Source organism: Psychrobacter sp. AntiMn-1, from assembly GCF_001854065.1.
Lineage (GTDB): Bacteria > Pseudomonadota > Gammaproteobacteria > Pseudomonadales > Moraxellaceae > Psychrobacter > Psychrobacter pacificensis.
The window spans coordinates 294,714-307,991 of sequence record NZ_CP012969.1 but is presented as its reverse complement, the minus strand read 5'-3'; the positions used below and the strand labels follow the sequence as shown (position 1 = coordinate 307,991).

The following is a 13,278-nucleotide window of genomic DNA, read 5'->3' as shown; positions in this document are numbered from 1 at the left end:
ATTACTACACGACTACACCCTACACCTTTTATCAAGGCTGCAACCGAGTAATGTCTAACCATTAGTTCTCATAAAATCTATATATTGTTGAGCAATATTAATTGGTGATAACTCTTTGTCAAACGAGGACTGATATGTATCAGCCTTCTCCATTGCTTCATCCATCTTCTTAGCTAATGTATCAATATCTCCCACAGGGACGAGGTTGTGTGGTGGTAGCAACTCACTTGGACCCGATGGGCAGTCTGTACTGATAACAGGTGTCCCTAAAGCCAGTGATTCAGCAATAACCCGTCCAAATCCCTCAAAGACTGATGACAAAACCATAAACTGTGCTTTTTGGATATAAGGATATGGATTTTTTTGAAAACCTAAAAAATGTACACGGTTATCCAAACCTAAAGAAGTAACCAGCTCTTTCATTGACGCTAGCAATACACCTTCACCCAATAATAGAAGTGGCAATGTTTTCCGAGTCTTTGCATAACTTCTAATCAATACTTCATGAGCTTTTTGAGTCTTAAAACTACCAACGTGAATAATGTAACTGTCAAACTCTGGCTCAAACTCTGATGCCAATTGCACAATCTGTCTTTGGTCAATCGGGTTGTATATTGTCGTTGTATTCATCACACCCAATGTAGCTTGAAAGTCTTTTTCGACTCCTTTACTAATACATATACAAGGATGCCGAGAATATATATTGCTTAATCTTTTATCATTTGCTTTTTTGCCTTGGCTTCTAAACAATTCAATTTTTTTAGAAATAGTATTTCTAATTACGTGTGCAATATTGGGCAGACTACTATGGCGCAAGACCATATCGGCTTTATCTAAATTCGCTAGCGTCAATATTGGAGTACCAATCTCTTTGAGCACGTATCTGTCTAATACTTTTGCAAAATACCAGTACCTAAGACTTTTAGTAGGTATAGAGTTATAATCATTTAGGTCTAGTTGATGATAAGTAATATCATCATTGAGCTCATAAGCTACTTTGGATTTGAAGCGTAAAATATGGACATCATAACCTAACTCGTGAAAACCTTGTCCCAGCGTCAAGACCGAACGTTCTGCACCGCCACCTTGCAAGCAGTTAATAACCAATAGCACTTTTTCTTTACTATTCGAATTGTCTTTTTTTTCTGTAGTATTATCAATCATTTATTAAGTATTCTTAAAAATAAATATTTAGACTTAGAGATGTAGCGGCCCAACTGTTTTACCAGCTAAAGATTTTGGGTAAATTCTACGTATCTTTCTGCTATTTTGGCTGGTAGCAGCGCTTCATCGAATGGCGCATGAAACGCTTGCGGATTACTCATCGCTTGCTGCATTTTTGCGGCAATGGCATCAACATCGCCCATCGGCATTAAGTTACGTTCTGGTAGTAATTCACTTGGGCCTGATGGACAGTTGGTACTGATAACAGGAGTACCTAGCACAAGAGCTTCGGCAATAACTAAAGCAAAACCCTCCCAGTCAGAGGTCAGTATCTTAAACTGCGCATTTTTGATATAAGGGAAGGGATTATCACGAAATCCTAAAAATATCACTTTGTCTTCTAGGCTTAACTCTGTTACCAGTCGCTCTGTTTCACCTTTATGCTTACCTTGACCCAAGAGCAGTAAAGGCATAGATTGATCTGTTTTTGCATAAGCATTTACCAATACATCATGACGCTTGGCATCTTTAAAGCTACCCACATGGATAATATAGTTTTGGTAGTCAGGGACAAAAGCATTAGCCTGCTTTTGAATACTCTCTTTATCAATTGGATTATGAATGGCAGTGGTTGGCGTAATATGACCAAAGCTCTTAATAAAATCTTTTTGAGCGCCTTCACTGACACACACACAAGGATGCTTGGCATATATATCTATCATTCTTTGCTTTAACTGCTCAGCGTCGTGATTTTTATTAAACTTATAGAGTAGTGATACTGTATTATGAATAATATAAGTGATATTAGGCAGTTTACTATTACTTAGTATACTATCGGCACGATCTAAGTTGGACAGTATGATGTCAGGCTGACCGATATTTTTCGACACGTATTTATCAACAGCACGTGCAAAAATCTGGTCACGTCTTTGTGCCCCTGGTATAAGTTTATACGGCTTAAACTTAAGTACATGGTAGTTAAGATTCGGACTTAAGTCATATTGTACTAACGGCTTAAATCTTAGAATATGTACTTCATAGCCCAATTCATAAAACCCTTGCCCCAATGTTAATACGACACGTTCCGCACCACCGCCCTGTAGACAATTAATAACGAGTAACACTGTTTTTTTATGCTGCTTCATACACGATAACCTATGGAGTAATTTTTCATTTTCTTAGAAAGGCTTATCATTGCTTCATTAAAAAACTAGCGTTTAAATAGCTTCGAAAAAAATGATTTAGAAGCGTGTGGACGAGTCACCTTATTACCGGTATAACCTTCTTGAGATTTTTTAGGAAAATGACCAAAAGGTTCCACCCTATAACTGTCTAAATCGTATCCAGCAGCAAGTGCTTCGTTATAATATTCATCAAAAACCTCAGATAAATCCTGCCTCGGGTGCGACATTATTTCACCGTCAAACCAGTGCTCGATACCTTCTTCACTGACTCTAGGTAATGAATATTTATGACTGAACTGCGTACCCATATCTGAATAATGCAAAATCCTAATATCTTCTAACGCTAAGTTTTCGCCATCTATACAGTTGTAACTATCCTGATAAGGCTCAATGAGCTGATTATTATCTTTAAATACAGCCATCATTTCTTTATGGCTTTTGGGATCTTTCCTGAGTTTTTTAATTGGTAGGACAATGTTTTTTGCCGCCTTGCAATCCCATACGCATGTACACAATCGAGTCATATCCGCATTAGTCTTAGCAGCTACAACAGACTGTCCTTCAATAGGATGGTGCCACAGCTTTGCCAAATCATCTAAAATAATGACATCAGCGTCCATGTAGATGGCACGACCAGAGTATTGACAGTACTCTGGAATTGCCCAGCGAAAGCCTGAAAAAGGCGTTGACCATTTAGTGGTATTCCAACCCTCTCCAGTCTCAGGATTAGAATACCAATAGCTATTAGGATCACGTGACAGCTGCATCCATACTATCTCAACGGGTACACTGGTATGTTTATGAATACTATAATCTAATACCATCATCTGCTCTAGATCACAGTTATTTGGGTCACAACCAACAAAGACTTTAATAGTATCTTCTGTATTCATAATTTTATCCGTTCACTGACTAATGTTTATCTTTGCTAATGCAATGCGATAATACTCAAATATATAATGGGACCTATTCTTTCCAGTACTTTTCGATCCACCCTACTGGCAAGATAAAATGACGCAAGTGACGTAGCGGTCTTTTTAGATTTTTGGGCTCAGCTAATCTTTTTAAATGATCTTTGGCATTGTTAGCAGCATTTTTATTATATCTACCTTCGATCGCATGTGTAGGATATAAGTCGCCAGGGAAAATAACAATTCGAGCACCTTTAGGAATCTTTGGTTCTTTGATATAGTTAAGTGGGAACGGTTGACGACATTTGCGTCTAAAGTGCGCAACCCATGCTTTTGGAAACAGCTTGACACCGCCTGGGGCGTTACGCGTCACAAAGCGCTGCTCAAAACGATATTTGTCCGCGATGCCTTGTGGATCTGCTTTGAATTTTTCTTGTAGTGAGACAAGCGACCCTACCTGGAAGCGGAAGCAAGAAGTCTGGCCGAGGCGCTCTAGCGGGTTACTTGGGTTATAAGACAAAATAACATCGTCCGGCTCGCCATACTCAAAGAAAGGATCGAGGCTATCTACTATAATCACATCCAAATCTACAAATAATACTGTCCCTGTCAAATCACCTAACTTCTCACCCCACAAACGTGATTTTGGCCACTTGCCAAGTGTGTTGGTTGGCATGGTGACATCTAAAGGCGGTAATTCTTGGCATTCAATCTCAGGACGTACATCAGTAGTGTCGTCAGTAAAACAGACAAAACGAAACGGTGGCGTAATATTGCGAGATACCATGCCATACAGTTTATTGGCGTAATCAGCCCCGTACTTTGTACCCCATTTAATACAAATAATTTGTTTGATATTTTTATTATCTACTGTACTAGAATCTATTGGCATGGACTGCTCACTTTAATCTTAAGAATAAATATGATGGCTATATTAGCATAAAAAAAAGACTGAACAATTATGTTCAGCCTTTTTGGTCTTTAAACTAACGACTTTATTAGTCAATAAAGCTTAACCAATCCATATATTTCTCATTACGACCATGAACCACATCAAAATATAGAGTTTGGAGTTTCTCAGTCAATGGTCCGCGGCCGCCATTCCCGATAGTACGATCATCGTATTCGCGGATAGGTGTCACTTCAGCAGCGGTGCCTGTCATAAAGATCTCGTCTGCTAAGTAGAACTCATCACGAGTGATACGGCGCTCAACAACTTTGATGTCTAGATCAGCCGCGAACTGAAGGATAGTACGGCGAGTAATACCATCAAGCGCGCCGCCGCCCAGATCTGGCGTATGTAGCACACCGTCTTTGACCAAAAACAAGTTTTCGCCTGCGCCTTGGCAGACATAACCTTGTGGATCCATTAGGATGGCTTCGTCATAGCCATTGCGGGTGACTTCTTGATTGGCCATGATAGAGACAGGATAGTTGCTCGAGGCTTTGGCTTTACACATGGTCACATTGGTCATGTGGTGGGTAAATGATGAGGTTTTTACACGGATACCATTTTTGATACCTTCCTCACCAAGATATGCGCCCCAATGCCAAGCAGCAACCATGGCATTGATACTGTTATCACGCGAAGATAAGCCAAGCTTTTCTGCACCTACCCAAATAAGCGGACGAATATAAGCTTCTGCTAAGTTATTTTGCTTGACCACATCTTTATGTGCTTGCTCTAGCGTGGCCGCATCAAACGGCACGTCCATTTGAAAGATTTTCGCTGAACCAAGTAGACGTTCGGTGTGTTCTTTTAGACGAAAAATAGCGGTGCGGTTGTCAGCTGTTTGATAAGCGCGTACGCCTTCAAACACAGCCATGCCATAGTGCAAGCTATGGGTAAGCACATGAACGTTGGCATCTGGTTGTTCAATTATTGTGCCATTCATCCAAAGCTTACCGTCTTGTGTTGCCATATTCATTTTATAGTCCTTATGCTAGCGCTAACGTCTAACTTTTTTAAGTAGGTTTTATTTAATAGTATTGATCAACATCGTGTGATAATACTGCAGCGTTCATTTTTATTGCTCAAATACCGCTTCATTATGACGAACACTTGACTGTATTATAATGATGTGTGACCGATTATATCACTGGCCGTGTTGGCAAATGAAATCTTTTGGTTTGAGACCCTATAGTTTTTAATTACGGTTTTTAATTATCATAAGGCCTTACAGTTTAAGCGCCTCTTTGGTTATCAGCAAGGCCTTAATAAAAACAAATCTCAAAATTACTCTATTACTCTTTGACAGATTTTACGCCCATTAGATGCTGCCATTGCGCTTGTACCAGTGCGCGTGTCTCTTGCCAAAGCGACTCATCGACCAATAATGATTGCTCTGATAGTGCCAGTTGATGAGTCGCAGCACGTATTCTAAGATAAGCATCTGTTAATGCCTGACAAACTTGCTCCTCCCAAATACCAAGTGAAGCAACTTCTTCAAAAATACGGACATTATCACTCCATTTGGTCAAGCTTGGATGCTCATGTGAGTAAGCCAATACCGCAAACTGTGCCAAAAATTCAATATCGACAATGCCGCCTGCATCTTGTTTGAGTTGAAACTTACCCGCTTGCTGTTGCCACTGGCTGGTGCCTAAGTGCTTCTGCATTTTGATACGCATACTGGTGACCTCAGAGCGTACTTGCTCTAACGTCCGCGGCAGCGCCAGCACATCTCGGCGAATATCACAAAAGCGCGCAGTCACTCGTCTGTCACCACAAATCGCCCGAGCGCGCACCAGTGCTTGATGCTCCCATGACCACGCTTTGTCCATTTGATAAGTTTCAAAGGCATGACAAGATACCACCATCATGCCAGCGTTGCCCGACGGACGCAGACGCATGTCAATCTCATATGCCCTACCATCTCGCGTTTGGGTATTGAGATAATTCATCAGCTTTTGTACCAGACGTGCGGCAAACTTCATGCCACTGACTGACTTCTCACCAGTGGTCATGCCCTGCTCTTTTATCTTATGTAAGAATACCAAATCCAAGTCGGAAGAATACGAGAGCTCTAAACCACCCAGTTTACCGTAGCCAATGATCGCAAAACCACAGTCAGCCTCAGTGACTGGATCGCCATCTTGACCGATAGGATAGCCATAGCGGTTGACGATTTCGGTAAACGCTCGCTCTAGCGCGGCTTCTAGTACCACTTCAGCAATATAAGTCAGTGAGTCTGAGACTTTCATGATTGGACGCTCAGCCAACACATCGCTGGCAGCCACAGCCAACACTTGGTTTTTCTTGAACAGTCGCAGGACACTCAGTAGCTCTTCTTCGTCATTGGGTTCGACACGCAATAGCTGTTGGCGCAGGATGTCACGCAGCTCAGGCTTATCTGGCAGGTGGCGATAGTGTTGCTGTAAAAAGGTATCTAACAATACAGGATACTGTGCCAACTCTTTTGCAATCCACGGGCTTGCCGAGAGCATCGGAATCAGCTCAATCGTTGCATTGGGGTTTTCTGCAATCATGACCAAGTAGATTGAACGTCGGCAAATGGCTTCAAGCAATGCAATCAATCGCGGTAAGGCAGCATTGGCAAGTTTTTGCTGCTCTTGATGGGCTAATAGCGCATGGACAATGACAGGATACGCATCATCTAAGCGCTCTCGGGCCTCCTCGCTGAGGTTGGCAACCATCTTTGATTGCCAAAAATTCTGCAATAACTCGCGATTTTCTTTTGTTAGTACCTCATTTAAGCGCTTGATTTGCGCTTCTAAATGCTCAGGCTCTAGATCGGTATCATCATTGTCAGGTACTTGACGCTCTGTCACCATACGTTCAAATGGCACATTCACATTGTCTCGATGAGCATTTAATTGGGTCAGTAATGCCTGCCAATCATTAAACCCAAGCGTCACTGCAAGATTATGCTGCCAATAAGCATCATGCGGCAGTCTTTGGGTTTGCTGATCGTTAATGGCTTGAATCGCATGTTCAAGTCGACGCAAAAACCGATACGCGGCTTGTAAGTTATCGTAGGTAATCTGCTCTAGATATCCAAGCTCACGCAACACTTGCATCGCCTCCAAACAAGGCTTTACCTGTAGCTGAGGATGCCGACCACCGTAGATCAGCTGAAACGCTTGTACAATAAACTCAATATCTCTGATACCGCCCGCGCCAAGCTTAATATTGTCTAGATCTTCACGCTGTGCAACTTGATTTTGAATGAGCGACTTCATCTCCCTGAGTGCTGAAAACGCGCTGTAATCCACATAATAGCGAAAGACAAATGGTTTGATTAGCGCCTGAATCGCATCATAAAATGGCTGATCTATCTGCCCAACGACTCGTGCTTTTAACCAAGCAAAACGCTCCCACGCGCGTCCATGCAACGCAAAATATTTCTGTAACGCTGAGAGATGGATGGCCAAATCACTGCCATCACCCCATGGACGCAAGCGCATATCAACCCGAAAGACAAAGCCGTCAGCCGTTTTATTATCAAGCAGCTTAATAATCCCTTGACCCAGACGAGTCATAAAACGTTTATTGTCTATGCTACGCGTGCCCTTTGCCTTGTCACCATTGGTTTCGCCGCGCGCTTGATGTACAAATATTAGGTCAATATCGCTCGATAAATTCAGTTCCTGAGCACCAAGCTTACCCATGGCCATGATGGCCATATCATCGATCTGCACATTGCCTTGTTCATTGATAAAGGTTGGCTCACCGTATTTAGCAATCAAATGCTGATAGGTATAGTCCTTGGCAAAGGAGATACAACCGCCTGCAAACTCTGATAGCTCATCAGTCAATTGCTCAAGACTAATCATCTGCAAGGCATCTTGCCAAATCCAGCGCATCATTAACAGCTTACGCAAATTACGTAAGCCACTCATGACTTTCGTTTCATCGGCGAGTTGATAGTTTTCATCTAGCGTATAATCTTGTATCAGATCATCGATTTGCTGACGAGTCAGCGTACTGTTCAGTGGGTAGCTACGCAAAAATGTTTGGCAGGAAACCGTTCGGCTCTCCCAAATTTGATAAGCAAACTCACTGGCTGTTTGCAGTACTTGCAGTTGCTCTGCTGTCGGCTGATAATCTGTACCACTGTTCATACGTGAGGGCATAGCAGGTAACATAGTGACAAAAACTCCTTACATAGAATGGTAAGACTACGTGAACCCAACTCATAAGTTTATTGTTTTTTCTTACGAGACAGTCACAGCATCAGATGAACATACTCAATATATCATTACAAAACATAAAGCCCTGTTTAGTAACAGTGACTCTATTTGCTTTGAGCCGCTTTATGGTAGCATAAACATCTTTAATCGAAATGCTTTGAGACAGCTTCATTGCAGCGCACCTTTATACTCAATAAAAATAGCGTTTTGACTCAATGGTATTAAGAAATATTAGGGCGTGTTGAACATTCGACCATGGCACTGACAGCGACTATTTTTTAGGCGATTCGATGTTAAAAATAATAAGTTTAGTCATTCTAAGCGCTTATTTTTAACGATGAAGCGGCAAAACAGAGTCCTGTCCCCTGCTTTTATCGTTGGGGCTAATGCTAAAATTGCCCCATACTGCGTTACAAATCTCGCTAAGGCATCTGCATTATCGTCGCTTTGTGCCTTGTCTGGAACAATTTTAGCGATCAGCAGTGCCTATTTGCGAATGTTCAACACGCCCTAAAACTCGACTATAAATCGATTAGATTACTTTACACAAAACATTTATAGCCTTTCAATAATATTGTCTCACCCTTATAACACTCTCTAAACGCTTATTTATAATATGTGATACTGTCCCCTATGACTACTACCCCGCTACTACTCATTACCGCTGATCCTAGTCACCCATTAGCGCATTTAGCATTACGTTATGCGCGCGCGTATCTTAAGAGCGCATCAGCTGATCATAATATCGACAGTCACGCAGACGATATCGTCAATAAAGAAGGCATCGACAATCCTATCACCAAACGGCCATTGCTCAATGTCTTTTTTTATGGGGATTCGGCGCATCTGGCGAATCGGCTACTCTGGCAGTCCGCTGATCAAATGAATTTGACCAAAGAATGGCAAATGTTGGCTGAACAATATCAGTTGCCACTGCCTGTTTGTGTTAGCACAGCTCTTAGCCGCGGTGTGAGTGACACAGATAACAGTACCCGCCATCAGCTTGATGGTGACAATCTGGCGACAGGATTTACGTTGGTGGGACTCAGTGAGCTCGCTCTGATGATGCAGGATGGCTGCCGCTTAATAAAGTTTTGATAGCGTACCCATTACGACATTAGCCTGCGATAAATATATTTAGGAATACATGATGAGATTATTAATCCAGCTGCATACACCCACCGAAGCAGCAAGCTACGAAGGCTGCGCTCTGGCACTGACATTAGCGACATTCGGTCATGAAGTGCAGCTGTACTTGGATGCACCTGTTTTTGGCTTATTGATGCAGCCTGAATCACGTTTGCACGGTATGATTCAGTCGCTTGATCTTTACGACATGCCAGCGGCTTGGCTACCTGATGATGTCTTTAGTGGTTGGGTGATTGGGATGCTGCCAGTAGATCTGACTTCACAGCTCATGCTGGTGCCAGAAATGATCCGCTCGCAAGATTTTGAGCAGATTTTAACTTTTTAATTGGCAATATAATCAGACTTATAAAATAATAAAGTACACACTTGGACACTGTTATGGCAACTTTATATCAATTACACAGCACGATGGATACCCTCAGGCGCAGTGCTGAAGAGATGTCTCGCACTTGGCGTACTGGCGACAGTATTATCTTACTTGGCACCACAGCCGCTTTTATTGACTGGCTCAACGCCTATTTGAATGATAGTGAAATAGATGGTATTGCAGGTATTTATGCATTAGCCGATGATATATCGCAGCTGACAGTTAACACTGCTGGCAAGCTAAATTTAGAGAGCAAATTGACTGATATTTTAACGGATGAAGAATGGATTAGCCTATCTCAGGATAGTCAGTTTGATAAAGTGGTGACGATTGCCTTATGACGACTCATACCTCTACGACAACTCATACTGCCACAGCATCGACCGATATTGCATTAGATCAAGATGGGCATTTGTGTGACCATACGATTTGGACACCTGTTATCGCACAACAACTAGCAGACACGCTAGATGTCAGCCTAACGAGTGAGCACTTACAAATCTTGCAGCAAGTGCGCGCGTTTTTTGTCAAATTTAATCATGCGCCAGCGACTCGCCCATTGATTAAATGGCTACAGAAAACTTTGCCTGGGTACGATATTAGCAATCAAAAACTACAACAGCTATTTAATACAGGATTGGTTGCGCGCCATGTCAATCGTCTAGCTGGACTACCCAAGCCGCCCAATTGCCTATAAAAGTGTCTTTTTTAACTGTAGCTGCTTACCAAGTGAGCACTGATGAATAAGTCATATCATCGACTCATTTGGTACATCGCTACTTTGGATCGCTATTTCGGATCGTAGACTGTCAGCGTTTCATAACCGACACTTCGTCCTTCATCACCCAAAAATCCTTGCTGTCGCCATATTTCATACAAACATATGGCGACACTATTGGATAAATTGAGACTGCGCGAATCAGCCAACATTGGTAATCTCAACCAATTATCAGCACCGATATCTTCTCGTATATCATCTGCCAGACCTGCTGTCTCAGAACCGAATACCAGCGCGATATTGGGCATGGTTTTATTGTCAGGTTTTTCACTGTCTGCTTGCCCGCCAAAATCATAATCATAGAATGGTTTGCTCAGTTTGGTGGTCAATGCGGTGACAATATGGCAGTCGGCGGCTTGCAAGGCTTGCCTCGCTGCAGCCCAATCTTCGTGCACCTGCAAATGTGCATATTCGTGATAATCAAGGCCTGCGCGGCGTAGTTTTTTGTCATCAAGCTCAAACCCCAGCGGTCTGACTAAATGCAGCTGCGCGCCGCTGTTGGCACACAGTCGAATAATATTGCCAGTATTACTCGGCATTTTTGGGGCGACCAACACGATATGAATGGACATATTTGTTTACTCCACAACTAGTCGATGCTCTGTTATTTAAATTTATGAGCGGTAGGTAATTAAAAGTTACAGTTTACTGCCAATAATTACATTTTGATACTGTGCAGGGTTTTTAACTTTCACTATGATGTCTGTAATGGATAGCGAGATAGCATTTATGTATGACTGTCTCATCCAATACCCCTTCAGTGAAGCTTGAGCAAGATACTTAGCGTCACTGTTGTTATTTATAACCATTCATTTATCTTTGAGGATACTATTATGAAAAAAGTAATCATCGCATCTTTAGCTGCTATGTTTGTTCTAACTGGTTGCAACACGTTTAAAGGCCTTGGCCAAGACGTATCAAGCGCCGGAAATGCTGTAACTGGCAGCGCACAAGACGTACAAGATAAAATCTAAGGTCTGCTTTTTTTAGATTTTTTGAGGGACTTACTATTTTGTAAGTCCTTTTTTTTGGTCACGAATTCTTTATTCTAAGTAGTTACTGCACATACACTTTATCAGATGCTACAAAAAAACACGCAATATCTGATTGAGATAACGCTGACCTAACAATGTTGGTTGCAGCTGAGTTTTACTATCTATCAGTAGCCCTTGCTTAATCAACTTGTCTACTTGTGTGGTAACGCTTTCAAGCTTAAGCCCTGTTCTCTGCTCAAACAACGCCCAAGCGACACCGCCATGTAAGCGTAATGCGTTCAACATAAACTCACTCACTAACTCTTCACTATCGATTGCCTGCCAACCAACCATTTTTGGTACGTTTTGAGTGCTCTTGGATGTTTCCGTCTCTATATCTCCTACATAATCTTTTGGCAAACGTGATTTGCTAAAACGATAGATGCCAGATTCTGCTAACAAATCGTTTTCTGATTTATCACTTTCCTTTGACGGCGCGCTACCTCTGTCTGCGTGACAATCAATCGTCACTTTACCATGTGCACCAGCACCTATTGCTAGATAGTCGCCAAACTGCCAATAGTTGATATTGTGACGGCAAGGCTTATCTGACTCGCCCGCCCACGCAGACACCTCATAATTGCTGTACCCCAGTTGCTGCAACAGCGCTTGCCCCGCTTGTTCGATATCTGCCAAGTTGTCTTCATCGGGTAAAATAGGCTGGCTACGATAAAACACCGTGTTGGGCTCAATCGTTAATTGATACCAAGAGATATGCGTTGCGCCAGCATCGTGCGCCATTTGAATATCATTTAATGCTTCGTTCATGGTTTGCTGCGGCAGACCATGCATAAGATCGACATTGACTCGCGTAAATCCAGCAGCCTTAGCAGCGCGTATCGCTGATAACGCTTGTACAGGATCATGGATACGTCCAAGCACTTTGAGCTTATCAGCGTCAAAGCTCTGTACACCGATAGACAATCGATTGATACCAACCTCTAGATACTGAGCAAATGGTGCATGCTCGAGTGTTCCGGGATTGGCCTCCATCGTAATCTCAATGTCCTCTGCAAATTCAAAACATGACCGCAAACCAGAGAACAGTCGCTGATACTGAGCAATTGGCAATAGTGATGGTGTGCCACCGCCAATAAATATTGAGCTGATTTTACGCCCTTGCGCCAATGACTGTTGCATATTCGCATCCAAAAGGAGCGCATCGACATAATCATCATACATAGACAACTGACTGTTTATAGGCAGCTCATGCGAGTTGAAGTCACAGTAAGGACATTTTTTCACACACCACGGGATATGGATATAGAGCGACAGTGGAATGCTCGTCACCTCTACAACGCTAGTCTCTGTCATCTTTTCTGTGAGTTGTAACGTATCAAGGTTATTTGGCGAGCTATCAGCATTCATTTTGGACATAAATAAACTTATTGTGTAATGGGCAATAATGATCAGTATCAAAAGTATCGCTAGGATAACGGCTAGATGATATAAAGAAAAGCCTAACTGACGTAAAACTATTAACAAAGCCACGCATAAAGCCACGCACAAATTCCCTATTCACCATGGTAACTTGCAG

13 protein-coding genes are annotated in these 13,278 nt (G+C 42.3%); 5 read left to right on the top strand and 8 right to left on the bottom strand.

The genetic code is table 11. From position 1 onward, the window contains the following. Positions 1-54: 54 nt before the first annotated feature. The 6 genes from AOT82_RS01215 to glnE form a co-directional block, all read right to left on the bottom strand. On the bottom strand, positions 55-1,164 hold the full coding sequence (locus AOT82_RS01215) for a glycosyltransferase (RefSeq protein WP_071001456.1): 1,110 nt from the start codon (positions 1,162-1,164) through the stop codon (positions 55-57). 65 nt (positions 1,165-1,229) lie between these two features. Then, on the bottom strand, positions 1,230-2,309 hold the full coding sequence (locus AOT82_RS01210) for a glycosyltransferase (RefSeq protein WP_071001455.1): 1,080 nt from the start codon (positions 2,307-2,309) through the stop codon (positions 1,230-1,232). A 65-nt stretch (positions 2,310-2,374) separates the two neighbouring features. Continuing rightward, positions 2,375-3,241 (bottom strand): glycosyltransferase, encoded by an 867-nt coding sequence (locus AOT82_RS01205; protein ID WP_071001454.1) that lies wholly within the window; start codon positions 3,239-3,241, stop codon positions 2,375-2,377. Between the two features lie 73 nt (positions 3,242-3,314). Continuing rightward, positions 3,315-4,151 (bottom strand): glycosyl transferase, encoded by an 837-nt coding sequence (locus AOT82_RS01200; RefSeq protein ID WP_071001453.1) that lies wholly within the window; start codon positions 4,149-4,151, stop codon positions 3,315-3,317. Positions 4,152-4,257: 106 nt separating this feature from the next. Further along, on the bottom strand, positions 4,258-5,187 hold the full coding sequence (locus AOT82_RS01195) for a branched-chain amino acid transaminase (RefSeq protein ID WP_071001452.1): 930 nt from the start codon (positions 5,185-5,187) through the stop codon (positions 4,258-4,260). A 316-nt stretch (positions 5,188-5,503) separates the two neighbouring features. Continuing rightward, positions 5,504-8,368 (bottom strand): bifunctional [glutamate--ammonia ligase]-adenylyl-L-tyrosine phosphorylase/[glutamate--ammonia-ligase] adenylyltransferase, encoded by a 2,865-nt coding sequence (gene glnE, locus AOT82_RS01190; protein ID WP_156770946.1) that lies wholly within the window; start codon positions 8,366-8,368, stop codon positions 5,504-5,506. Between the two features lie 678 nt (positions 8,369-9,046). Between glnE and tusD the strand changes: the two genes are divergently transcribed. The 4 genes from tusD to AOT82_RS01170 are packed head-to-tail and all read left to right on the top strand — an operon-like array spanning position 9,047 to position 10,626. Continuing rightward, entirely contained in the window at positions 9,047-9,511 is a 465-nt protein-coding gene (tusD, locus tag AOT82_RS01185; protein ID WP_071001451.1) for a sulfurtransferase complex subunit TusD, read from the top strand. 52 nt (positions 9,512-9,563) lie between these two features. Then, the gene (locus AOT82_RS01180) at positions 9,564-9,887 is read left to right on the top strand and encodes a hypothetical protein (protein WP_071001450.1); all 324 of its coding nucleotides are present in this window, start codon (positions 9,564-9,566) and stop codon (positions 9,885-9,887) included. A gap of 53 nt (positions 9,888-9,940) precedes the next feature. Then, the gene (locus AOT82_RS01175) at positions 9,941-10,270 is read left to right on the top strand and encodes a hypothetical protein (protein ID WP_071001449.1); all 330 of its coding nucleotides are present in this window, start codon (positions 9,941-9,943) and stop codon (positions 10,268-10,270) included. Next, entirely contained in the window at positions 10,267-10,626 is a 360-nt protein-coding gene (locus AOT82_RS01170; protein WP_071001448.1) for a TusE/DsrC/DsvC family sulfur relay protein, read from the top strand. The genes AOT82_RS01175 and AOT82_RS01170 overlap by 4 nt, the downstream gene beginning before the upstream one ends. 92 nt (positions 10,627-10,718) lie before the next feature. On the opposite strand, the gene AOT82_RS01165 is transcribed toward AOT82_RS01170, so the two are convergent. Further along, complete coding sequence (locus AOT82_RS01165; protein ID WP_071001447.1) at positions 10,719-11,279, bottom strand: tRNA (cytidine(34)-2'-O)-methyltransferase; 561 nt, start codon at positions 11,277-11,279, stop codon at positions 10,719-10,721. A 261-nt stretch (positions 11,280-11,540) separates the two neighbouring features. Between AOT82_RS01165 and AOT82_RS01160 the strand changes: the two genes are divergently transcribed. Continuing rightward, complete coding sequence (locus AOT82_RS01160) at positions 11,541-11,681, top strand: entericidin A/B family lipoprotein (protein WP_071001446.1); 141 nt, start codon at positions 11,541-11,543, stop codon at positions 11,679-11,681. Between the two features lie 108 nt (positions 11,682-11,789). On the opposite strand, the gene hemW is transcribed toward AOT82_RS01160, so the two are convergent. Further along, positions 11,790-13,055 carry a radical SAM family heme chaperone HemW gene (hemW, locus tag AOT82_RS01155; protein WP_071003584.1) on the bottom strand — a complete coding sequence of 422 codons (1,266 nt, stop codon included), beginning with the start codon at positions 13,053-13,055 and terminating at the stop codon, positions 11,790-11,792. Positions 13,056-13,278 lie beyond the last annotated feature (223 nt).

Bases quoted from the DNA above. Each gene is read 5' to 3' on its own strand.
- AOT82_RS01170 (WP_071001448.1), top strand. From the start codon at position 10,267: ATGACGACTCATACCTCTACGACAACTCATACTGCCACAGCATCGACC.
- AOT82_RS01180 (WP_071001450.1), top strand. From the start codon at position 9,564: ATGAGATTATTAATCCAGCTGCATACACCCACCGAAGCAGCAAGCTAC.
- AOT82_RS01215 (WP_071001456.1), bottom strand. From the start codon at position 1,164: ATGATTGATAATACTACAGAAAAAAAAGACAATTCGAATAGTAAAGAA.
- AOT82_RS01160 (WP_071001446.1), top strand. From the start codon at position 11,541: ATGAAAAAAGTAATCATCGCATCTTTAGCTGCTATGTTTGTTCTAACT.
- tusD (WP_071001451.1), top strand. From the start codon at position 9,047: ATGACTACTACCCCGCTACTACTCATTACCGCTGATCCTAGTCACCCA.
- AOT82_RS01210 (WP_071001455.1), bottom strand. From the start codon at position 2,309: ATGAAGCAGCATAAAAAAACAGTGTTACTCGTTATTAATTGTCTACAG.
- glnE (WP_156770946.1), bottom strand. From the start codon at position 8,368: ATGTTACCTGCTATGCCCTCACGTATGAACAGTGGTACAGATTATCAG.
- hemW (WP_071003584.1), bottom strand. From the start codon at position 13,055: ATGACAGAGACTAGCGTTGTAGAGGTGACGAGCATTCCACTGTCGCTC.
- AOT82_RS01205 (WP_071001454.1), bottom strand. From the start codon at position 3,241: ATGAATACAGAAGATACTATTAAAGTCTTTGTTGGTTGTGACCCAAAT.
- AOT82_RS01165 (WP_071001447.1), bottom strand. From the start codon at position 11,279: ATGTCCATTCATATCGTGTTGGTCGCCCCAAAAATGCCGAGTAATACT.
- AOT82_RS01195 (WP_071001452.1), bottom strand. From the start codon at position 5,187: ATGAATATGGCAACACAAGACGGTAAGCTTTGGATGAATGGCACAATA.
- AOT82_RS01175 (WP_071001449.1), top strand. From the start codon at position 9,941: ATGGCAACTTTATATCAATTACACAGCACGATGGATACCCTCAGGCGC.
- AOT82_RS01200 (WP_071001453.1), bottom strand. From the start codon at position 4,151: ATGCCAATAGATTCTAGTACAGTAGATAATAAAAATATCAAACAAATT.